Origin of the sequence: Nonomuraea turcica (assembly GCF_030718205.1) — a bacterium.
GTDB lineage: Bacteria > Actinomycetota > Actinomycetes > Streptosporangiales > Streptosporangiaceae > Nonomuraea.
Genome location: NZ_JAUZQF010000004.1, coordinates 213,875 through 235,266 on the forward strand (window position 1 = coordinate 213,875; position 21,392 = coordinate 235,266).

General features: G+C 69.9%; 23 protein-coding genes and 1 tRNA gene. 12 read left to right on the plus strand and 12 right to left on the minus strand.

The features are described from left to right. Positions 1–17: 17 nt before the first annotated feature. Both Q9G87_RS12915 and Q9G87_RS12920 read right to left on the minus strand, forming a co-directional pair. Positions 18–536 carry a phospholipase gene (locus Q9G87_RS12915; RefSeq protein WP_305916546.1) on the minus strand — a complete coding sequence of 173 codons (519 nt, stop codon included), beginning with the start codon at positions 534–536 and terminating at the stop codon, positions 18–20. Between the two features lie 216 nt (positions 537–752). Further along, positions 753–1,610: a DUF4429 domain-containing protein gene (locus Q9G87_RS12920; RefSeq protein WP_305916547.1), complete on the minus strand. Its 858-nt coding sequence runs from the start codon at positions 1,608–1,610 to the stop codon at positions 753–755. A 29-nt stretch (positions 1,611–1,639) separates the two neighbouring features. Between Q9G87_RS12920 and Q9G87_RS12925 the strand changes: the two genes are divergently transcribed. Beyond that, a complete protein-coding gene (locus tag Q9G87_RS12925) occupies positions 1,640–2,221 on the plus strand; it encodes an HD domain-containing protein (protein ID WP_305916548.1) in 582 nt (193 codons plus the stop codon). A 6-nt stretch (positions 2,222–2,227) separates the two neighbouring features. Here the strand turns inward: Q9G87_RS12925 and Q9G87_RS12930 are convergent, their stop codons facing one another. Next, entirely contained in the window at positions 2,228–2,938 is a 711-nt protein-coding gene (locus tag Q9G87_RS12930) for a FadR/GntR family transcriptional regulator (RefSeq protein WP_305916549.1), read from the minus strand. 137 nt (positions 2,939–3,075) lie between these two features. On the opposite strand from Q9G87_RS12930, the gene Q9G87_RS12935 reads away from it, so the two are divergent. From Q9G87_RS12935 to Q9G87_RS12955, 5 genes are read left to right on the plus strand one after another with little or no spacing between them, the layout of a single operon-like run. Further along, positions 3,076–4,680 (plus strand): ABC transporter substrate-binding protein, encoded by a 1,605-nt coding sequence (locus Q9G87_RS12935; RefSeq protein WP_305916550.1) that lies wholly within the window; start codon positions 3,076–3,078, stop codon positions 4,678–4,680. After that, the gene (locus Q9G87_RS12940) at positions 4,677–5,636 is read left to right on the plus strand and encodes an ABC transporter permease (RefSeq protein ID WP_305916551.1); all 960 of its coding nucleotides are present in this window, start codon (positions 4,677–4,679) and stop codon (positions 5,634–5,636) included. Before Q9G87_RS12935 ends, Q9G87_RS12940 begins: the two co-directional genes overlap by 4 nt. Beyond that, positions 5,633–7,564: a dipeptide/oligopeptide/nickel ABC transporter permease/ATP-binding protein gene (locus tag Q9G87_RS12945; RefSeq protein ID WP_305916552.1), complete on the plus strand. Its 1,932-nt coding sequence runs from the start codon at positions 5,633–5,635 to the stop codon at positions 7,562–7,564. The genes Q9G87_RS12940 and Q9G87_RS12945 overlap by 4 nt, the downstream gene beginning before the upstream one ends. Then, complete coding sequence (locus Q9G87_RS12950) at positions 7,557–8,546, plus strand: ABC transporter ATP-binding protein (protein WP_305916553.1); 990 nt, start codon at positions 7,557–7,559, stop codon at positions 8,544–8,546. Before Q9G87_RS12945 ends, Q9G87_RS12950 begins: the two co-directional genes overlap by 8 nt. Further along, on the plus strand, positions 8,543–9,475 hold the full coding sequence (locus Q9G87_RS12955) for a dihydrodipicolinate synthase family protein (RefSeq protein WP_305916554.1): 933 nt from the start codon (positions 8,543–8,545) through the stop codon (positions 9,473–9,475). Before Q9G87_RS12950 ends, Q9G87_RS12955 begins: the two co-directional genes overlap by 4 nt. A 27-nt stretch (positions 9,476–9,502) precedes the next feature. Here Q9G87_RS12955 and Q9G87_RS12960 read toward each other — a convergent pair whose 3' ends face one another. The 5 genes from Q9G87_RS12960 to Q9G87_RS12980 form a co-directional block, all read right to left on the minus strand. Continuing rightward, positions 9,503–9,778 carry a DUF1876 domain-containing protein gene (locus tag Q9G87_RS12960; RefSeq protein ID WP_305916555.1) on the minus strand — a complete coding sequence of 92 codons (276 nt, stop codon included), beginning with the start codon at positions 9,776–9,778 and terminating at the stop codon, positions 9,503–9,505. Positions 9,779–10,047: 269 nt separating this feature from the next. After that, complete coding sequence (locus tag Q9G87_RS12965) at positions 10,048–11,106, minus strand: hypothetical protein (protein WP_305916556.1); 1,059 nt, start codon at positions 11,104–11,106, stop codon at positions 10,048–10,050. Positions 11,107–11,357: 251 nt separating this feature from the next. Continuing rightward, a tRNA-Lys gene (locus Q9G87_RS12970) sits at positions 11,358–11,431 on the minus strand. Between the two features lie 42 nt (positions 11,432–11,473). After that, positions 11,474–12,400 carry a nucleoside hydrolase gene (locus tag Q9G87_RS12975; protein ID WP_305916557.1) on the minus strand — a complete coding sequence of 309 codons (927 nt, stop codon included), beginning with the start codon at positions 12,398–12,400 and terminating at the stop codon, positions 11,474–11,476. A 240-nt stretch (positions 12,401–12,640) separates the two neighbouring features. Further along, the gene (locus Q9G87_RS12980) at positions 12,641–13,057 is read right to left on the minus strand and encodes an OsmC family protein (protein WP_305916558.1); all 417 of its coding nucleotides are present in this window, start codon (positions 13,055–13,057) and stop codon (positions 12,641–12,643) included. Between the two features lie 52 nt (positions 13,058–13,109). Here Q9G87_RS12980 and Q9G87_RS12985 point away from each other — a divergent pair, with 52 nt between their 5' ends. Together Q9G87_RS12985 and Q9G87_RS12990 are read left to right on the plus strand one after the other, a co-directional pair. Beyond that, complete coding sequence (locus Q9G87_RS12985) at positions 13,110–13,811, plus strand: ferredoxin reductase domain-containing protein (RefSeq protein WP_305916559.1); 702 nt, start codon at positions 13,110–13,112, stop codon at positions 13,809–13,811. Positions 13,812–13,861: 50 nt separating this feature from the next. Continuing rightward, a complete protein-coding gene (locus Q9G87_RS12990) occupies positions 13,862–14,638 on the plus strand; it encodes an FAD:protein FMN transferase (RefSeq protein WP_305916560.1) in 777 nt (258 codons plus the stop codon). On the opposite strand, the gene Q9G87_RS12995 is transcribed toward Q9G87_RS12990, so the two are convergent. Then, entirely contained in the window at positions 14,635–14,904 is a 270-nt protein-coding gene (locus tag Q9G87_RS12995; protein ID WP_305916561.1) for a hypothetical protein, read from the minus strand. The two genes, Q9G87_RS12990 and Q9G87_RS12995, sit on opposite strands and share 4 nt — an antisense overlap. 135 nt (positions 14,905–15,039) lie before the next feature. Here Q9G87_RS12995 and Q9G87_RS13000 point away from each other — a divergent pair, with 135 nt between their 5' ends. Both Q9G87_RS13000 and Q9G87_RS13005 read left to right on the plus strand, forming a co-directional pair. Beyond that, entirely contained in the window at positions 15,040–15,420 is a 381-nt protein-coding gene (locus tag Q9G87_RS13000; protein WP_305916562.1) for a phage holin family protein, read from the plus strand. A 7-nt stretch (positions 15,421–15,427) separates the two neighbouring features. Next, complete coding sequence (locus tag Q9G87_RS13005) at positions 15,428–16,786, plus strand: aromatic amino acid ammonia-lyase (RefSeq protein WP_305916563.1); 1,359 nt, start codon at positions 15,428–15,430, stop codon at positions 16,784–16,786. A gap of 135 nt (positions 16,787–16,921) precedes the next feature. Here Q9G87_RS13005 and Q9G87_RS13010 read toward each other — a convergent pair whose 3' ends face one another. Then, positions 16,922–17,911 (minus strand): LacI family DNA-binding transcriptional regulator, encoded by a 990-nt coding sequence (locus tag Q9G87_RS13010; RefSeq protein ID WP_305916564.1) that lies wholly within the window; start codon positions 17,909–17,911, stop codon positions 16,922–16,924. A gap of 254 nt (positions 17,912–18,165) precedes the next feature. Between Q9G87_RS13010 and Q9G87_RS13015 the strand changes: the two genes are divergently transcribed. Next, on the plus strand, positions 18,166–19,026 hold the full coding sequence (locus Q9G87_RS13015) for an amidohydrolase family protein (RefSeq protein ID WP_305916565.1): 861 nt from the start codon (positions 18,166–18,168) through the stop codon (positions 19,024–19,026). After that, complete coding sequence (locus Q9G87_RS13020) at positions 19,023–19,553, plus strand: cysteine dioxygenase (RefSeq protein ID WP_305916566.1); 531 nt, start codon at positions 19,023–19,025, stop codon at positions 19,551–19,553. The genes Q9G87_RS13015 and Q9G87_RS13020 overlap by 4 nt, the downstream gene beginning before the upstream one ends. Here the strand turns inward: Q9G87_RS13020 and Q9G87_RS13025 are convergent. Then, positions 19,525–20,190, minus strand: a complete 666-nt coding sequence (locus Q9G87_RS13025) for a hypothetical protein (protein ID WP_305916567.1) — start codon at positions 20,188–20,190, stop codon at positions 19,525–19,527. The genes Q9G87_RS13020 and Q9G87_RS13025 overlap by 29 nt on opposite strands. 16 nt (positions 20,191–20,206) lie before the next feature. After that, positions 20,207–21,379: a CynX/NimT family MFS transporter gene (locus Q9G87_RS13030; RefSeq protein WP_305916568.1), complete on the minus strand. Its 1,173-nt coding sequence runs from the start codon at positions 21,377–21,379 to the stop codon at positions 20,207–20,209. Positions 21,380–21,392: the final 13 nt, after the last annotated feature.

Here is a 21,392-nt window from a genome sequence, read left to right on the forward strand (position 1 = left end):
CAAGGTCAGCACCTGGTTCAGGCGTTCTGAGCGGCCTGCAACTCGGTCTGCCGCTTGACCTCTTGGATCTGCGCGTCGGTCACGGTGAGATTGCCGAACTGCTTGACCGCCTGGTAGTACGTCCAGGCGATCCCGTCACAGGTTGACTTGGACAGTCCCGAGTAGCGGGCGCACACTTGCTTCATATCGAAGTAGAACGCGTCGTCAATTCGTGCCTTGTTCGCCGGGAATTGGTTGACCACCTTGTAATTGCGGTATCCGAAATCGTGCCGCCGGCACGGCATGCGGAAATCGTAGCCGAGCGGTTGGTCGGGGCTGCTTGAGCACAGGTCGGTCGACCAGTCGAAGGCGTAGTCCGCCCAGGCCGCCTGGTTCTGCCAGGCGGACCGCCAGGCGGCGGCGCTGGTGGAGGTGGGCTGGGAGAACTGGGAGAGGGCGGCGAGCTTCTGCTCCAGGGTCACCGCGTGGGCGGGTAAAGCGAGCCCGAGTACGGTGCCCAGGGAGAGGGCGAGCATGGCGAGGGAACGTCTGACCATTCTGACCATGAGTAACCTGCTTCGCTGCTGGGGAGCCGGTGCGTGTCATGGCAAGGTTCGCCTGACGTCCTCACAATGAAGCGAAAATCGCGGAAACGCAGAAGCAGATTGTGCTCAATTTTTCGGCGGGCTTCGCCGAGGGTCGCTCTTTACAAAGAGTCAATGGCATGGATAGTGCATGGCTCGGCGATAGTAGCCCTCGACGGGCTTCGCCGATCAGGGTTGTTGCAGGCGGCGGATCACGGCCTGTTTGGCGAGGGCGAACTCCTCGTCCGTCAGCACGCCCGAGCGGTGCAGCTCGCCCAGCTCGGCCAGGCGGCGCAGGACCGCGTCGTGCACGTCGTCGGCGCCCGGCGGAAGCGGCGGAAGCTCGGGTACGTCGCGCGGGATGCGGGCGAGCACGGCCGCGGCCACCAGGGCGGTCGCGCCGCCGAAGCGCTGGATCCCCCACGACACGCACCGCAGGTCCTTCTGCGGCTGCTGGGCCGGGCCCTCGCCCTTGATCCGGAAGCGCAGCGTGCCGTAGCCCATGCCGGACTGGGGCTTCCACTCCACGCCGGACACATCCGACAGTGGGTACTCCTGTGGCCCCGCCTTCTCCTTCTCCGTGCTGGCGAACCCGGTCCACTCCAGCCGCACGCGCTCGCCGTCGAAGATGGCCGTGCCGTCGCCGGCGGTGGCGGAGATGGGCACGTCGGGCCCGGGCAGCAGGTAGTCCTCGCAGGGGGCGGCCGGGGTCTGGTAGATGACCAGCGTGTCGCGGACCTCGTCGGCGAAGTATTCGGCCGCGCCCGTGCGGGTCTTCGGGATCGACAGCCGGTACGGGTCCGCGGGCGCCGTCAGTGCGCCCGCCACCACGTCCGACAGCGGATCGGCGCCTTTACGCAACCGTAAACGCAGGTGCCCGCCCTTGCGTGCCGGCTCGAACGCCACCCCCGCGATCGCGTCGCGCGGGACCACCACCTCGCCCAGCGTCTTGCGCAGATCATGGACGTCCTTGTCGCTGCCCGGCACGACCCGCAGGATCTCGCCGTTGAACGTCCAGGAACCGTCGGGGACGGCGATCTCGACCATATTCTCACCCTAAAACAGGGAGGAGCGGGATGGAGATCTTCACGAGCTGGCCGTCCTGGAAGCACGCGGAGGTCCCGCTCGCGCGGGCGCTCCCGGCGACCACGGTGGACGCGTTGCGGGAGGCGGACGCGTTCGCCGGGCGGTGGCACGGGGCGCAGCAGCGGCCGACCGGGCGGCCGTACATGGAGCATTTGCTGGAGGCGCTGGAGGTGGCCGTGGCCGGCGCCGGGATCGACGACCGGGACGTGCTGGTGGCGATCGTGCTGCACGACGTGCTGGAGGACACGCCGTGCACCGAGCGGGAGATCGCGCGGCGGTTCGGGGATCGGGTGGCGGAGCTCGTGCGCTGGGTGACCAAGCCGCGCGGCGCGGCCAAGGGCGACTACCTGGGCTCGCTCGTCAAGGCGCCTCCGCAGGCCGTGCTCGTGAAGCTGGCCGACCGGGCGAGCAACGTGCAGGAGCTGCAGCGCATGTCGTGGCGGTTCCAGCGGCGCTACTACCTGGAGACCGTCGCGTACATCATGCCGCTGGCCGGGGCCCACCCGTGGTTCGCGCAGTGGTATGGGGAGTGGCGGCGGCACTGGCGCCGGGTGGAGCGCTGGCCCGCCTAAAGACCTTCAGCCCCTGAGCCGGGCCAGCCGGTTGCGTACGCCGTCGAAGTGGGCGGTCACGGCGGCGGCCGCGGCCGGCCCGTCGCCCGCCAGCACGGCCGTGTAGATGTCGCGATGCCGCTTGGCCACGTCCCCCGGCGGCTCGTCGGGCGTGCCGAGGTGGTCGCGCAGCTGGTAGTAGACATCCCAGAACGCGCCCAGGAGCTGGCTCACGAGCGGGTTGCCGAGCGGCCGGTAGAGCAGGTCGTGGAAGAGACGGTCGGTCTCCGGTGAGACCAGGCCCTGCTCGGCCTCGGCGTCCATCCGGGCGATGACGTCGGCCACGGGTGTCAGGTCGGCCTCGGCGCCCAGGTCGATGAGGCGCTGGACGAGACCGCGCTCCAGGAGCTCGCGGATCTCGACGAGGTGCGCGAGGTGGTTCTTGCCGTTCTGCAGCGTGATGCGGCTGTGGAAGGCCAGCTCGTCCACCAGCCCGGCCAGCGACATGCGGCCCACGAACATGCCGAAGCCGTGGCGGATCTCGACGATGCCGACCGCCTGCAGCGCCTTGAGCGCCTCCCTGATCGAGTTGCGGCTCACCTGGAGTTGCTCCATGAGCTCGGACTCGGTCGGCAAGGGATCCCCTGCCACCAGACCGCGCCGGACGATCAGGTCCTTGACGCCCTCCTGGGCCTCGACGGCACGGCTGGGCCGTGTCGGACGCGGAACTGCGGCCATGAAGGATCCTTTCGTCGTAGGTAACAATCCTGAAATCTTCTGTTGACCTCAAGCGCGTGCAGCATTTAGCGTCCACGTTACGCACAAGATAGGACATGGGATGTCCCACGTTCTACGTTAGGCACCAGGAGGCATCCGTGAGCTCTGAGTTCAGCCGCCGTGACTTCCTGCGTTACAGCGGGGCGACGGGTGCGGCGGCGTTCATCGCGGCAACCCTCTCCGCCTGTTCCGGAGGTCCGGCCTCGACCGGCTCGGTAGGCGCTGGATCCAACAAAGACCTGATCACCGCCGTCATCGGGTACGGCAACGACCAGAGCTGGGACCCCACGCAGACGGCGTCGGCGTTCGCGATGGCCGGGATCAGCCATGTTTACGAGGGATTACTCGACACCGACCCGATCACCCGCGAGCCCTACCCGGCGCTGGCCACCGCGGTGCCGTCCGACCTCAACGCCACCACCTGGACGTTCACCCTGCGGGACGGCGCCAAGTGGCACGACGGCCAGCCGGTCACCGCCGACGACGTGGTCTTCACCTTCGAGCGGATCCTGGGCCCCGACAATGTCCTGACCGGCAACTTCTTCAAGTCCTGGCTCCAGGAGGTGAAGAAGGTCGACGACAAGAACGTCGAGCTCGTCTTCAAGTTCCCCTTCCCCGACGCCGCGCCCAGGCTGACCATCGCCAAGATCATGCCCAAGCACGTCTTCAGTCAGGCGGGCGCGTGGGACAAGGCGAAGAGCGGCATGACGATGGGCTCGGGACCGTACAAGCAGACCTCCCACAACCCCAAGTCCAACACCTCGTTCGAGGCGTTCGACGGTTACAACGGCCCGCGCCCGGCCACGGTCAAGAAGATGAACTGGCTGACGATCGTGGACGCCGCGGCCCGCGTCGCCAAGATCTCCGGCGGCTCGGCCGAGGCCCAGATCGCCGACAACATCCCGTACGCCAACGTCGAGCAGCTCAAGCAGCAGGGCCTGACGGTCGAGGGCGGCAAGGGCATGAACCACATCTTCCTGATGTTCAACACGGGCACCAAGCCGTTCGACGACGTACGCGTCCGCCAGGCGCTGCACTACGCGATCGACAAGCAGAAGATGATCGACGTGGCGCTCAAGGGCCACGGCACGGCCTCCAGCTCGTTCCTCAACGAGGGGCACCCGGACCACAAGCGGGCCTCGGTCGTCTACGACTACGACCCGGAGAAGGCCAAGGCGCTGCTCAAGGAGGCAGGCGTCAGCAACCTGACGATCAACCTCATGGCCGTCAACGTGAGCTGGATCGCCGACTGCCTGCCGACCATCGCCGCCTCCTGGGAGGCCATCGGCATCAAGACCACGCTGGAGCCGCAGGACACGGCCGCGTTGTTCACCAAGATGGACCAGTTCCAGGACTACCAGGTGGTCGCGGCGGCCTCGAACCCCAACCAGTTCGGCATGGACGCCGACCTGATCCTGCACTACAACTACGTGCCCGGCGGCCTGTGGATGAAGTACGCCAAGTGGGACGGCAGCGACGACGCCAAGAAGCTCTTCGCGATGATGGACGAGGCCAGCAAGGAAACGGACAAGGCCAAGAGGACCGAGCTCATCCACAAATATCTGGACTTCGTGGCTGAGCAGGCCATCCTCTACCCGGTCGTGCACAACGAGCTGATGACCGCCTGGGACCCGAAGAAGTTGTCCGGCATCCGCGCCCAGCCCTACCCCGGCATCAACCTCCTGCAGGCCAAGAGGACATGACGCTCGTCGCCCGGATGCTGCTGCGGCGGCTCCTCATCCTGATCCCCGTGCTGCTCGGGGTGATCGCGTTCGTGTTCATCGTGATGCGTTTCTCCAACAGCAAGCCGGAGTACGCCTACTTCCAGGGCGCGAACCCGACCCCCGAGCAGATCCACCAGTTCCAGCTGGAGAACGGCCTGCTCGACCCGCTGCCGATCCGCTACGTGCGCTTCGTGGCCGACCTGGTGACGGGCGACATGGGCACCAGCGTGCTCACCAAGAAGCCGGTGCTGGAGTCCGTGACGACAGCGCTGCCGCTGACGTTGCAGCTCACCTTCCTCGGACTGGCCGTGGCGGTGGTGCTGTCGCTGGTGTTCGGCGTGACCGCGGCGTTGTTCCGTGACCGCTGGCCCGACCAGGTGATCCGGGTGGTCTCCCTGGTCGGGGTGGCGGCGCCGCCGTTCTGGCTGGCGCTGCTGATGATCCAGTACCTGGCCGTCGGCGAGGGCCTGTTCCCGACCGGCGGCTACATCAACCCGGCCGACTCGACCATCGGCTGGCTGCAGTCCATGACGCTGCCCGCGCTGTCGTTGTCGCTGCCGATCGCCGCCCAGCTCACCCGCATCATCCGCACGTCGATGGTGGAGGAGCTGGACCGGGACTACGTCCGCACCGCCGTCGGCAGCGGCCTGCCGCCGATCGTGGTGATCGGCCGCAACGTGCTGCGCAACGCCCTCATCACCCCGCTGACCGTGCTCGGCCTGCGCATCGGCTACCTGATCGGCGGCACCGTGGTCATCGAGACGATCTACGGCCTGCCCGGCATGGGCCAGCTCATGATCAACGCGGTGCGCGACGGCGACCCTGCCGTTGTCCAGGGCGTGGTGCTGACCATCGCGGTCGGCTTCATGGTCGTCAACCTGGTCGTCGACGTTCTGTATCTGCTGGTCAACCCTCGACTCAGGAGCGCCGCATGAGACGTGGATTGACGGAGCGCCTCGCCCGGCCCGGGATGCGGTTCCGCCGGCTGAAGCCCTTGTCCTGGGTCGCGGTCGGCATCATGGCCGTCGTCGTGCTGGCCGCACTGCTCGCCCCCTGGATCGCGCCGCACTCGCCGTACTTCCAGGAGGCCGCCGGCGGCGGCCCCTCCGCCGAGCACTGGATGGGCCTCGACAGCGCCAACCGCGACATCCTGTCCAGGCTCCTGTACGGGGCCCGCTGGTCACTGCTCATCGGCCTCGGCGCGACCGGGCTCGCCCTGGCGGCCGGGGCGATCGTCGGCTCGGTCGCGGCCACCTCCCGCCGCGCGATCGACGAGACCATCATGCGCCTGCTCGACGTGATCATGGCCTTCCCCGGCATCGCGCTGGCCGCGGTGCTCGTGGCCGTGTTCGGCGGCAGCATCCCGGTGCTGGTCATGGCCATGGCCTTCCTCTACATGCCGTCCGTGGCCCGGGTGGTGCGGGCCAACGTGCTGGCCCAGTACGGCGAGGACTACGTGGCGGCTGAGCGCATCATCGGCGCCCGCACCCCGCACATCATCATCAGGCACGTCGCGATCAACTGCGCGGCGCCGGTGCTGGTGTTCTGCACGGTGATGGTGGCCGACGCGATCGTGTTCGAGGCATCGCTGTCGTTCATCGGCGCCGGCGTACGCCCGCCGAACCCGTCCTGGGGCAGCGTCATCGCCGACGGCAAGAACCTCGTCCTGCTCGGCGGCTGGTGGGCCACCGTCTTCCCCGGCCTCCTGATCCTCATCACCGTGCTGGCGCTGAACATCCTGTCCGAGGGCATCTCCGACGCCTGGGCGGCGCCCGCCGCCACCAAGGCCGTCGTCCGCAAGGATGACGCCTTCGAGCAGGCCCGCCCCGGTTCCGGCGAGATCGTCGAGCTGCCCGGCCTGGCCGAGGCCGCCCAGCGGCTGGCCGAACGCGCCCGTCCGCTCCCGCAGGGCCCGCCGATCCTTGCGGTCGAGCGGTTGCGCATCGGGTTCGGCGACGGGGTGGACATCGTGGACGGCATCGGCTTCGAAGTGCGGCCCGGCGAGGTGCTGGGCCTGGTCGGCGAGTCCGGCTGCGGCAAGTCGCTGACCGCGCTCACCATCATGGGCCTGCAGCCGCGCGACGCCCGCGTCAGCGGCCACGTGCGCTTCGACCAGAAGGAGCTGCTCGCGCTGCCGCGCCGGGCCCGCCGCCGCCTGCTCGGCCACGAGATGGCGATGATCTACCAGGACGCGCTGTCCTCGCTGAACCCGGCCATGACCATCAAGGCCCAGCTCAAGCAGGTGACCCGGCGCGGCGGCCGGCGCAGCCCCACCGAGCTGCTGGAGCTCGTCGGCCTCGACGCCCGCCGCACGCTGTCGTCCTACCCGCACGAGTTGTCGGGCGGGCAGCGCCAGCGGGTGCTCATCGCCATGGCGCTGTCGCGCGACCCCAAGCTGATCGTCGCCGACGAGCCCACCACCGCACTCGACGTGACCGTCCAGGCCCAGGTCATCGAGCTGCTGCTGCGGCTGCGGGAGGAGCTCGGGTTCGCCCTGATCCTCGTCTCGCACGACCTCGCACTGGTCGCCGACGTCACCGACCGCGTGGTCGTCATGTACGGCGGCCAGATCGTCGAGGCCGGCGCCACCGCCACGCTGGTCGGCGCGCCCGCCCACCACTACGCCCGTGGCCTGCTCGGCTCGGTGCTGTCGCTGGAGTCGGGGGCCGAGCGGCTCACGCAGATCCGCGGCGTGGTGCCGTCCCCGGCCGACTTCCCGGCCGGCTGCCGCTTCGCCGACCGGTGCCCGATGGCCACGGACGTGTGCCGTACCGACACTCCGGTGCTGGAAGGAGACACCACGCACGTGGTGGCCTGCCACCATCCGGCCGTGGCCCTCGTGAGGAGTGAGCAGAGTGCTTGAGCTGACGGACGTGCACGTTGTGCACAAGGCCCGCTCGGGCGGGGTGTTCTCACGCGACCGCGTCTACGCGCTGACCGCAGCGAACCTCACGGTCAACCGGGGCGAGACCGTCGGCGTCGTCGGTGAGTCGGGGTGCGGCAAGTCCACGCTGGCCAAGGTGCTGGTGGGGCTGCAGCGGCCGACCGCGGGCACCGTCGTCTTCCGCGGCCAGGATCTGTGGGCTTTGAAGGAGCCCGAGCGGCGGGCGCTGATCGGGTCCAGCGTCGGGATGGTCTTCCAGGACCCGTCCACCGCGCTCAACCGGCGCCTGCCGGTCAGGCAGGTGCTGCGCGACCCGCTCAACGTGCACGGACGCGGCACCCCGGCCGAGCGCGACGCCCGCGTCCGCGAGCTGCTCGAACTCGTCGGCCTGCCCAGGAGCGCCGCCGACGCGCTGCCGGGGCAGCTGTCCGGCGGGCAGCGCCAGCGGGTGGCCGTGGCCAGGGCGCTCGCGCTCGAACCCGACCTGCTCATCGCCGACGAGCCCACCAGCGCGCTCGACGTGTCGGTCCGTGCGCAGATCCTCAACCTGCTGTTGGATCTGAAGGAGCGGCTCGGGCTGGCGCTGGTGTTCGTCTCGCACGACATCCAGACCGTGCGCAGGATGAGCGACCGCGTGGTCACCATGTATCTGGGCAGGATCGTCGAGCAGGCACCGGCGCAGGCCGTGCCGCTGGGGGCGCGGCATCCGTACACACGGGCGCTGTTTTCCGCGACGCCCGGGCTGATCTCGCCCATCAACCCGATCCCGCTGGTGGGCACCGTGCCGTCGGCGACGCGGCCGCCGAGCGGGTGCCCGTTCCGCACGCGGTGCTGGCGGGCGGACGACCTGTGCGCGGTGGAGATGCCCGCCGCGGTGACCGACGACGACCACCTCTTCCACTGTCACCATCCGGTGGCGGCGGGAGCGACCGATGTAGAGCTGATCCAGGAGCGCGTATGACGAGCCCTATTGTCGCCGAGTCCGCGACGTTGTCCGGTGTCATCCCTCCGGTATGCACCCCCATGACCCCTGACTACTCGGTGGACGCCGCGTCACTCACGCGGCTGGTCGACCACCTTCTGACGGGCGGGGTGGACGCGCTGTTCGTGCTCGGCTCGTCGTCGGAGGTGGCCTACCTGACGGACGCGCAGCGGCGGGTGGTGCTGGACACCGTGGTCGGGCACGTGGCGGGGCAGGTGCCGGTGCTGGCCGGGGTGATCGACATGACGACGCCGCGGGTGCTCGACCACGCGCGGGTCGCGATCGAGGCCGGGGCGTCCGGGCTGGTGGCCACCGCGCCGTTCTACACGCGCACCCACCCGCAGGAGATCCGCACCCACTTCCGTACGATCGCCGCCCGCAGCGGCCTGCCCGTCTACGCCTACGACCTGCCGGTCTCCGTGCACACCAAGCTCAGCGCCGAGCTGCTGCTGGAGCTGGCCGCCGAGGGGGTGCTGGCCGGGGTCAAGGACTCCAGCGGCGACGACGGCGGCCTGCGGCAGGTCATCATGGGGCGGGAAGCGCCGTTCAGCGTGCTGACCGGGTCGGAAGTGACCGTCGACTCGGCACTGTGGATGGGAGCCGACGGCGTCGTGCCCGGGCTCGGGAACGTGGACCCGCACGGCTACGTCGAGCTCTACCGGCACGCCTCGGGCGGCGACTGGCAGGCGGCCAGGGCGGAGCAGGAGCGCCTGGTCAGGCTGTTCGAGATCGTCCGGGTCGGCGGCACGCGCATGGGCGGCAGCTCGTCGGGGCTCGGGGCGTTCAAGGCCGCGTTGCACCTGCGCGGTGTCATCGACTGCCCGATCACCGCGCTCCCGCAGATCCCGCTCAACGACGACGAGATCGGTCAGATCGGCAAGCTCCTGGCCGGGGCCGGGCTGCTCTAACGCAGGCGGCCCGGCCAGGCCTACAGATCAGGTCGCGCCGGCCCGTCCAGCCGTGCCGGCCATCTGGGCGACGTCCTTCGCGCCGTCCTCGATCAGCTTCGAGGCGAGCTCCGACAGCGCTCGCCCGGCGGCCAGCTCGTCCCCGATCCCGGGCACTGGCCGGTCGACCGGGTTGCGGCGGGCGTGCGCCACGCTCTCGTGCCGCTTGCCGTCCGGCGTGAACAACACCGCCGTGGCCGTGGTCAGAGCGTCGGCGTCATCCTCGCTGATCCAGATCTGTACGTTCCACTGTTTGTAATCCACGACGACCACCTCCTATTCCGACCCTACCCAGAGGCGCCGCATTGACCTGCACCTCGCCGTGGACGACGAGGATTCCCATCCCGCCTTCGACAGGAACCCGCGGCGAAGACGCCGCAGATCGTGGAATGGGGTGCTTGGCGTTTCACAGACCCGACTACCGTCTGGAGGTCTCCGCGCCCTGAGACGACCGGCCCGGCCGCCTTGCGACTTCATTGTGTACAGGATTGATTATCGTGCGTGTTCAAGATAGCAAAGGCTCCGGCTCCGCGCTAGGCGCTCCGGTCTATCCCACCTCGCGCGACCTTCGCCAGCCATGCCGCCGCCTCCTCCTGCGGCAGGATGCGCCGCAGGCGCACGTCGCCCCTCATCATCGGGTAGATCCGGCCGGGGCTCCACGTCCGCGCGTACGGCGGCGGGTCGAGGACCACGACGCGTACGCCGTCCAGGCGGGGGATGTCAGCCGGGCGGCCCTCGTTCCAGATCCACTTGCCGTTCGCGTCCACCAGATTGAACTGGCCGCGTACCGGCTCGGCGCCCGGCTCCACCGGCCCGTCCGCGGCGGCCCGCACCCACGCCGGGTCCGGCCGTACCCCTTCGAGGAGCCCGTCGGCGGCCGGGCCGCTCAGCGCGCCGGCCAGCAGCGTGTGCAGCTGGAAGTTGTCGCCGATCCCGCTGATCAGCACCTCGTAGCCGCGCCCGCTCTCCCGGTGCAGCACGATCAGCCGCTCGCCGTCGAGCACCCGCAGCAGCCCGGCGAGGAACTCCAGGTCGGCGCGCTCATCGAGCACGGACCCCAGGGCCGCGATCAGCCGCTCACGGCCCGGTAGTGCGGCCCTGACCTGCGGAGACAGCTGAAGGATCGACATGACGGGCATGGCCCACAGGTGCGCGAGCGTCCACGCGTCGGTCAGCACGATCGCCTGCTCGCGGGTGAGCGCCGCCCCCGTCAGCCGTTCCGCCGTCGCCGGGATCCAGCCGTAGTCGTCGTCGACGGGCTCCGGCAGCTCCTCGCCTGTCGCCGTACGCCATGCGGCGGCGAACGTGCCGGCCAGCTCCAGGCAGTCGCTCAGCCCGTTGACCAGCGGCTCGGCCACCGGCGCCGGGTCGGCGCCACGCTCGGCCAGGGCGCCGCACAACACGCCCAGGCGGGCGCCGATCCCGGACGGGACCCGCTCGAAGAGTCCACTGAGCCGCGCCAGCGCGGCGGACAGCGTCTGCCGGTCGGCGCCTTCGGCCGCGGCGAAGAGCCGCGGCATGACGTCGAAGAAGCATGCGGAGTCCCGGTCCTCCGCGGCCTGGGCCAGGTCGTCGAGAAGTTGATCGAGCATTTCGGCAGGTTATGACATTCCGGGTTACGCGCGGCGCTCTTTGGGCGTAAAGACGGTTACGGGCAGTGGTCGTTCCGGTTGCAGTTCGGTCGATCGTCTTTGGACGCCGTCGACCGACGCCACCCTGACGCAGGTCACCGACTCTGGCGGATTGCAGACAACAGCGTCACGTAGGTGGTGATCTTGCCGACCCACGCGGCGACTCAACAAAGAAAACCCCAGCTCGACGTAACGAGCTGGGGTTTGAGAGGTGCGCCGCCAGGGACTCGAACCCCGGACCCGCTGATTAAGAGTCAGCTGCTCTGACCAACTGAGCTAGCGGCGCAACAGGTGTAACTGTATCAGCCGCCGGTCAGTGCCCAGTACGTCAGCCGAGCCGGGCGGCCAGCCGCTCGTACGCCCCCAACACCAGGTCCCAGAACCTCTTCACGTCCAGCGAGGTCGCCACCAGCGCGTTCGCCCGCCGGTCCCCGACCTTGAAGTCCGTCACCGTCATCCCCCGCGTGAAGGACCCGTTCGTCTCCACGTTCACCACGGCCGGGACGCAGGTGAAGAGGGAAGGATCGAGCACGTACGCCACCGCGCACGCGTCATGGATGGCCGGCCCGCTCTCGGCCGTCACGGGCATGTACGACTGCGCGGCCGGCACCAGCAGCTCGGCCAGCCGCCCGAGCGGCCGCATGCGGTCCAGCACATCCATGGTCACCACGGCGGACAGCGTCACGTCGAGGCCCAGCTGCTTGACGGTCCACCCGGCGTCGAAGACGATCGCGGCCGCCTCCGGGTCGGCCAGGATGTTGAACTCGGCGGCGGGGTTGTGATTGCCGCGCGTGTAGGAGCCGCCCATGATGACCAGGTCGCGGGCCCACTCGACAATCCGCGGCTCACGCCGTACGGCGAGGGCGACGTTCGACAGGGGGCCCACCGCCACCAGCGTGATCTCGCCGGGCGCGGCCCGCAGCGTGTCCACGATGAAGTCGACCGCGTGCCCATCGGCCGGGCCGCGCAGCGGCGCCGGCAACACCGCGTCGCCGAGTCCGGTGACGCCGTGGACGGCGGTGGCGCGCACCGTGTGCCGCAGCAGCGCGCCCGCGCTGCCCGGCGTGACCGGCACGTCGCCGAGGTCGAGGAACTCCCTGAGCGCCAGCGCGTTCGCCGTGGTCAGTGGGAGGTCGACGTTGCCGCCCACCGTGGTGATGCCCACCACGTCCAAGTCGTCACGGGATCCGGCGGCCAGGGCCAGGGCGAGGGCGTCGTCGATGCCGGGGTCGCAGTCGATGAGAACTTTCTTCACGGAACCGGAGGATACGCATAGATCGGGCCGGGCAGTTCCCCCAAAGCTGCCCGGCCCGATCGGCGGCGGTCCAGGCCGACGCTTTCCCCCAAAAACGTCGGCGGTCCCGCACTAGCGGCCCGCGGTCCCCCTCCGCGTCCGCTTCGGTGAAAGTCCTCAGTCAGTCGCAGAGCTCCTGACCTGCTACAACGCTACCGAGACGAATGCAACGGTCGCGTCATAACGGGGTCGAATATCTGTTTAATCCGACTCTGTTTCGTCTGGTGGGGACAGCTCCAGTCGAACTTCCGTGCCCTCCCCCAGGGACCTGCTCACCGTGCAGTACTTGTCGTGCACCCGCCCCGCCACGGCCCGGAACACCTCATCGGCCTTCTCCGACGGCACTTCCACGTCGTACGTGACCGTCACCGGACCCAGCTTGTTCGATTCCACCTTTTCTGCCTCGACGGTCATGGCCAGCCGCAGCAGCCGGTGCCCCCGCTGGGCGGTGAGCGGCTCGACGGTCACGATGTTGCAGCCCCCCACCGCCGCCAGCAACAGCTCCACCGGCGAGAACACCCCGTCGTCCTTCCCACCGCCGATCCGCACCTCGGCGCCGCGGCCGTTCACTGCCCGGAACCCGCCATCTTCGGTCCGCTCAACACGCACATTAGCCATGTTTCAGACCTTACTCAGCAACCTTTCATGTTCCTTCAGCATGGTGGTCACCATGGCAAGCCAGGCGAATGCGCAACACGGCCCGGTCCTGTTCTGGAGCGGGGTCGCCGTAGCCGAGTTCGGTGCGATCCAGCCGGGTTTCGGATACCCGTGGACTCCCACCGCCTACGCCGCCGCGGGGTTGCTCGTGGCGCTCGGCTTCCTCAGCGTCAAGGCCGCCGACTACCTGCGGACCGAGGAAGCCAAGCAGCGTCTGCGACTCGGCGGCTACCTGGCGGGCGCGCTGCTGGTGGCACACCAGTTCAGCTCGACCGCGTACGTGACGAGCCTCAGCCGTGCCGGCTCCCTCATCCTGTACACGGCGGCGGCCGGGATGGCGGTCTGGAGCCACCAGGTCCCCCACACGACCAGGGGCTCCCTGCTGATCGCCACCGACCTGGACCCGGCCGCGCTGCGGGCGCGCCTGGCCGGCACCACGGACACGGTCGCGATCTACCGCACCGAGCACCCCACCGATGAGCTCCGGGACCTGGAGGCCAGGTACGGGCTCATCCTCGTCGTCGGCGAGGAGCACGATCCGCGGGCCAAGGAGCGACTGAGCGCTTCCGGACTGAGTCGTGAGATTCCCGACATCGCCGAGCGGGACGTGGTGGTGGCCGGTCCGCGGCAGTTCAAGCGGTACGTCGGCGGCGCGCTGTCACGCCTTGCAATCCCCAAGTCACAAATTCATCTCAAATCCCGGCAAAGGGTTTAGCCCCACATTACGCGTCGTCTGCAACGGTGGTCTGCGGACAAGGAGGCAAGGTGACGACTTTCCCAGGAAGCGCACGTGTCGAAATGGTCATGGGCATGCCCGTCAGCGTGGACATCCGCACCGCCCTCCCGGCACGCGAGCTGACGCCCCTGCTGGATGACGCCTTCGCCTGGTTGAGGTGGGTGGACGACACCTTCAGCCCGGTCAGGGAGGACAGCCAGATCGGCCGGCTCAACAGAGGCCAGACGATCAAGCAGATCCCGGAGTTCATCGAGGTCCTGCACCGATGCGACGAGCTCAGCGAGGCCACCGACGGCTGGTTCGAGCCCCGCATCAACGGCGTGACCGACCCGTCGGGCTACATCAAGGGGTGGGCGCTGGAGCGCCTTTCCCGCGCCCTCTGCAACGCGGGCGCGGGCGACCACCGTCTCACGGCGGGCAACGACATCCGGGTGCGCGGCTCGGCCGCCCCCGGCAAGCGCTGGCGCATCGGCGTCCGGGATCCGCGCAGGGACATGGTGCGCAAGGTCGTCTTCGCTCACGACCTGGGCATCGCCACCTCGGGCGGCGCGCCCATCGTCAACCCGCGCACCGGCGAGGTCCAGGAGGGGTTCGGCTTCGTCACCGTGATCGGCCCCGACCTGGGTGTGGCCGACGCGTACGCCACCGCGATCTACGCCATGGGCCCCCTTCTGGCCCGCCGCTACGCGGCCCGCCTCGCCGAGTCCGGCCCGTACCAGACCCTGATCGCAGGCCGCGACGGACAAGAGTTCAGCACGCCGGGCTTCGCGGCGTACAGCGGCGCGGAGGCCCGCATGGCGGGCTAGGCGTCGGGATGTTTACGCAGGTATTCGATATAAACCGGGCGCAGTGCCTCCCCCAGCTCGCCCTCCCCCGCCGCGATGGCGTCGCTGAGCAACGCGGACACCTTGGTGAGGTCGGCGTCGGTCTCGTGACCGGTGGCGGCCTCAGCGGCGGGGATCACCTTCAGCAGGTCCCACAGGAACCCCAGGTCACCGTGGCGTACGGCATACCGCACCGCACGATCGTGCAATTCGTTCGCCGGCAACGACTCGAGCCCGTTCACGTCCATCTCGCTCCCTCCCCCTGCACGCCTCTTCCCCGAGTTCGGGCAGCGATAACCGGTGACTACCAACAGTGACGACCGGGCATCGTTCTGACTGCGCCTCTACCGCGGCGCCGATCGCAAGTGGGAGGATCAACCAGCGTGAGATTCATCATCAGAACCCTCGCGGCGGCAGTGGCGCTGTGGGTGGCCGTGCAGTTCATCGACGGCATCGACGTCAACGCTCCCACCAACTCCGCCACATACTGGGGCGTCCTGCTCCTCGTGGCACTGATCTTCGGCATCGTGAACGCGATCGTCAAACCCATCGTCAAGGCGCTGGGCTGCGCGATCATCGTCTTGACGCTGGGCCTGTTCCTGCTGGTGATCAACGCGGCCATGCTGCTGCTGACCAGCTGGATCGCGGGCCAGTTCGACATCCCCTTCCAAGTCGACAACTTCTACCCGGCCGCGTTCTGGGGCGCGATCATCGTCAGCGTGGTGAGCTGGCTGCTGGGGCTGTTCATCCCCGACAACGACTGACCTTCCGATGGTGCTGCTCGACGGCGCCGGACTGACCTGCGCGCAGGTCCACGAGGCCGCGTACGGCCGGGCCCGGGTCGCGATCGCCTCCCTCGATCGGGCCCGCGCCGCGTGGGTCACCGCTCAGGAGCTGACCGGCCCGGTCTACGGCCGCAGCACCGGCGTGGGCGCCGGCAAGGACGTCCCCATCGAGGCCCCCGGCCTGCACGTGCTGCGCAGCCATGCGTGCGGCGCCGGGGCGCCGGTCGAGCCCGCCCGCGCCCGGGCGATGCTCGTCGTCCGGCTCAACCAGTTGCTCGCCGGCGGCTCCGGCATCGACCCGGCGGTGCTCCCGGTGCTGGCCGACGCGGTCAACCACGGATTCACGCCGCCGATCCGCACGTACGGCGCCATCGGCACCGGCGACCTCACGGCCCTGGCCACCACGGCGTTGTGCCTGCTCGGCGAACTCCCCTGGCACCACGAGCCCGCGCAGGAACGCCACGAAGGCACACCACCACCTCCCCGCTATCCCCTCACCTCGGGCGACGCGCTGCCGTTCATCAGCTCAGGGGCCGCCACCCTGGCCGACGCCGCCATCGCCTGCCATCGCCTGCGTCTCCTGCTCGGGGCCGCCGTTGACGTCGCCGCCCTGTCGTTCACCGCGGTCGGGGCCTCGGCCGAGCCGCTGGCCGCCGCCGTACAGGAGGCCCGACCGCATCGCGGCCAGGCCGCCGTCGCCGCGCGCCTGCGCGGGCTGCTCGCCAGGGAGCAGGCCACCCGCATCCAGGACCCGTACGGCTTCCGCGCCTTCGCCCAGGTGCACGGCGCCGCCGTGGACGCCCTCGACCGGGCCGCCGCCACCGTCGAGATCGACCTCAACGCCGCGGCCGAGAACCCGCTCATGGCCGGCTCCCTGGCCTGGCACAACGGCAACTTCCACTCCTCTCCCGTCGCCCTGGCGCTGGACGCGCTGCGCGTCGCGCTGGTGCAGACGGCCCAGCTCAGCACGGCCCGCCTGGCCGCCCTCATGGATCCGGCCTACACCGGCCGCCACCCCTTCCTCGCCGACCGTCCCGGCGCCTCGGGCGTCCTGATCCTCGAGTACGTGGCCCAGGACGCCCTGACCGAGCTACGTCACCTCGCGAACCCGGTGACGACCGGCACCGCGGTGATCTCCCTGGGGGTCGAGGACCATGCCGGCTTCGCCACCCAGGCCGCACGGCACGCCCTGCGCTGCCTGGAGCCGTTGGAGCTCGTGCTGGCCTGTGAGCGCGCCGCCGCCGCCCGGGCGCTCAACACCCCACCTCCGGACCGGCCGCTCACCGACGACCTGGAGGAAGCACGCCGCGCCCTGACCACCTCCACCGCCCACCACACGCATTGACCGCCGCGAGCGCCACACGCCCGGCGCCATCCACGCCCACGCTCCACCCGGCGAACGCCACCGCCCACCGTCAGACCGTGCCTACCGTCGGAACGTGCCGGCCATACATGCGGCAGCGTGGGGGGCTGGCGGGGGTCAGGAGAGTTGGGCGACCGAGCCGCGTTCCCTCAGTGTGGGGGCCTGGACGATGCGGCGCCGGCGGGTGGCGCCGTCGGCCGCCGCCGAGATGAGCCGCACGGCCGCCCGCACGATCCCGTCGATGTCCCAGTCCACCGTCGTCAGCCCCGGTGTGAGCAGCCCCGACATCGGGTGGGCGTCGTAGCCCATGACCGACACGTCGCCGGGAACCGACAGCCCCAGCTCCTGCGCCGCCGCGTAAACCCCGTACGCGATGGAGTCGGCGAAGCAGAACACGGCGCTCGGCTTGTCGTCGGCGAGGATGTCGCGGGCCACTGCGGTGGCCCCGGCCAGGCCGTGCGGGGCGGTGGTGAGCTCGATGTCCAGCCCCAGGCGCTCGGCCTCGGCCGTGACGTGCACGTCGGCGGGACGGTCGGGCGTGCTGGCCCTGGTCGGGGTGAGCACGGCGATGTTGCGGTGCCCCAGGGCGCGCAGGTGCTCCAGCGCCAGCGTCACCCCCTTGCGGTTGTCGAAGATCACCTCTCCGGCCGTGCCGGCGAGCGAGTCGCCGATCGCCACGACCGGCAGCGACTCGCACAACTCCTTCCAGAACGCGGCGGAAGGATCGAGCGGCTGGACGATCATGCCGTCCACCCGCTGGTCGCGGAGCTGCTGGGCCAGGGCTCGCTCTCTGGCGGGGTCGCCGACCGCGTCGAGGATCAGGGCGTAGCGGTCCTTCTCGCGCAGCCCCCTGCTGATGCCGACCGCCAGCGACTGCTGCCACAGGTCCTCGAGCGAGCCGCACAGCAGCCCGATCATGCCCGTGCGTCCGCTGGCCAGGGCCCTGGCGATGGGGTCGGCCTCGTAGCCGAGCTCGGCGGCCGCGGCGCGCACCCGCTCCATCGTCTCCTCGGACACTTGCAGGCCGCGTAGTGCGTAGGAGACAGCCGCCGGTGACAGGCCAGTGGCCTGAGCCACCTCACGGATCGTGGCTCTCTTGCGAGGCATTCAGCCAGCCTATTGTGTGGCACCGACAGATTCGGGTTTCCCGCCGTAGGCATACCCGGCCAGGGTCGTGAATTCTCCGTAGCTTCCCGAGGAAATCGGGCAGCTCGGACAGGCCGCGCACACCGGGAGACCCATTGACAGATCCTACGTGAAGCGGTTCACTGAAACGAATCACTGAAGCGGTTCACAAGCCTCGATTCGCAGGTGACCAGGTTTACCTGCAATACTTGTAGGAAATACAGGGAGGTGTGGGCGTGAGCATCGATGTGCATCAGCATCTGTGGACAGGGTCGTTCGTCGACGCGCTGCGGGCCCGCACCTCCCCGCCCTACCTCGACGAGTGGACGTTGATCCTCGACGGCGAGCCTCCGTACGAGGTGGATCCGGCCGACCATGAGCATCGCGACACCACCGGCCTGGAGCTGGCGCTGGTGTCGCTGTCGAGCCCGCTGGGCATCGAGTTCCTGCCGCCGGAGGAGTGCTGGCCGGTGCTGGACGCCTATCACGACGGCGCGCTGGCACTGGGCGAGCCGTTCGGCGCCTGGGCGGCCACCTGCCACAGCGAGCCCGACCCCGACCGGCTGGCCAAAGACCTCGACCGGGGCTGCGCGGGGTTGCAGATCCCCGCGACCGCCGTGCCCGACGACCGGCTGCTGGAGGTGCTCACCGACCGCGACCTGCCGTTGCTCGTGCACCCGGGTCCGGCGAAGGTCGCCGAGGGCCTGCCGCCGTGGTGGCCGGCGCTCGTGCCGTACGTCCAGCAGATGCACCAGGCGTGGCACTACTTCCGCGCCGTCGTCAGGCCCAGGCACCCGCGGCTGCGGGTGTGCTTCGCGCTGCTGGCCGGCCTGGCGCCGCTGCACGCCGAACGCCTGATCAACAGGGGCGGGACCGTCCGCGGCCTGGTCGACAGAAACGTCTTCGTGGAGACGTCCTCCTACGGCCCGCGCGCGATCGACGCGATCGTCCGCGAGCTGGGCATCGACGTCGTGGTCAACGGCTCGGACGCCCCTTACGCCACCGCACCCGACCCCGGCCTGGGCGCCGCGGCCGCCCATGCCATCCGCGTGACCAACCCCCGTCGCCTTCTTAACGGAAAGGAGCCTCGCAAGTGAGCACCAAACAGATCCAGGACGGGGGCACCTGTGCCGCGCTCCCGGAGCGCACGCTCGACCGGCGCGAGCTGCGCGACCTGGTGGACCAGCTGGCTGCCCGCCCGGAGGAGTGGCGCGACCTGGTGGCGTTCCCCGAGGACGGCGGCCGGCACTTCGCCTCGCTGCACCGCGACGCGTACGTGGACGTCTGGGTGCTGTGCTGGCGCCCCGAGGACGACACAGGCTGGCACGACCACGACATCTCCTCCGGGGCCGTGCACGTGGTCAAGGGCGCGCTCCTGGAGTGCAACCCGCGGATCGGCGGCGAGCATCTGGAGACGGTGATGCCGGAGGGACAGTCGTTCTCGTTCGGGCCCGACCACATTCACCGGCTGACCGGCGCGGTGGACCAGAGCGTGTCCATCCACGCCTACTCGCCACCGCTGTGGCGGCTCGGGCAATACTCGATCGACGGCACCGGTGTCATGCGCCGCGTTTCCGTCAGCTACGCCGACGAGCTCAGGCCGCTGGACGACGCCGTGGCCTGAGGACGCAGCAGCTTCCGCAGGGCTCGACGTCGGGAAGCGTGATCCACAGACAGCAGGTCCTGCGGAAGTATCCGTCGTCCGTGGGCTCCACCAGCCCGTCGACCGGCCGGCCGATCTCCCTGAGCAACGTCATGTAGTCGCCGGGCACGACGGCCGTCAGCGGGTGGGCCAACGCCTCCGCCGTGGAGCCCCACAACGTGCGCTCCCCGACCTTGGCCCGCGCGCTGATGGCCTGGACCAGGGGTTCTTGCGACTCCGCCAGCGCCTCACGGATGGCTCCCGCGCCCGAGTCCCAGGTCACGCGGGTGGCGGCGATCGTCACCCCGGCGCCGGACGGCTTGAAATAGGTCTCCGGCAGCGGCATGATCGGCACCCGCCGGTCCAGCGCCCAGCCGAGCGCCATCGGCAAGGTGTGCCAGTAGGCGAAGGTCTTCCAGAACAACGCCGCGCCGACGTGGCGTGGCGCGTTCCAGCGCCCGGCCGTCTCGTCGATCAGCCCGTCCAGCAGCGTGTACGGCTCCCGCAGCAACTCCGCGACCGGCGTCCAGCTCGTGTCCGGCTCGACGACGAGGCCTGGCTCGACCCCGATCACCCCGCCGCGCCCGTCGGCCAAACGCTGAAGCGCCTCGGTCAGCACGCTGGAACACCCTCCCCTAAAGGTTAGCCTTACCTAAAGTAGCAGGGCGGCCGGCGAACCAGCCAGCCAAGATCTGCACCGCCAGCACCCCCAGCACCGCGATCAGGGGCACCGACCAGCCGCCGGAGACCTCCCGCAGGAGCCCGAACACCATCGGCCCCAGCGCCGCGATCACATACCCGACGGACTGGGCCACGGCCGACAACGCGGTCACCGTGGCGGGGTCGGCCGGTCGCAGGGCGATGATGAGCAGCGCGAGCGCGAAGGACGCGCCCTGACCGACACCGAGCACGATCATCCACAGCCACGGCGCGGACAACGGGGCCAGCAGCACGCCGAGGTAACCGGCCACGGTCAGCAGGCCCGCCCCGACCACGTACGGCGCCTGCGAGGCCCGCCGACCGGCCAGCACCGGGACCGCGAGCGCGGTGGCGACCTGGACCAGGTTCGTGAGGCTGAGCAGGTAGCCCGCCTGGTCGGCGGGGAGGCCGTGGTCCAGGAAGATCGTCGGTAGCCAGGCCAGGACGACGTAGAAGGTGAGCGACTGCAGGCCCATGAGGGCGGTGACGTACCAGGTCACGCGGTTGCGCAGGACCATGCCGATCGGCCTGGGCCCGTTCTGCGCTCCGGCCTGCTTGGCGAGGGCCTGGGGCAGCCAGAGCAGCGCCGCGAGCAGGGCGGGCACGGCCAGGAGCGCCGAGACGCCGCGCCAGCCGTACCCGGTGGCGTGCTCGAGGGGGATCATCACGGCGGAGGCGGTGGCGGCGCCGGCCACCACTGCCGAGACGTAGACGCCCGTCATCAGGTTGATCCGGAGCGGGAAGTGCTGCTTGACCACGGCGGGCATGGCCACGTTCATGGCGGCGATCGCGGTGGCGGCCAGGGCCGAGCCGAGGTAGAGCATCGGCGCGCCGCCAAGAGCGCGGAGCACGACTCCGGCGGCGATGACGAGCAGCCCGGCGAGCAGCATGCGGTCGAGCCCGACGCGTCGCGCGAGCAGCGGCGCGACCGGGCCGAACACGCCCAGACAGATCACCATGACCGTGGTGATCGCGCCACCGCCCGCGGGCGAGAGGCCGACATCGTTCATGATCTCGTCGAGAAGCGGGGAGACGCCCGCGATGGCGGGCCGCAGGTTGAGCGCGGCCAGGACGAATCCGGCCACGAGCACAGCGGATCTCAACGACATAGGGGACCACTCT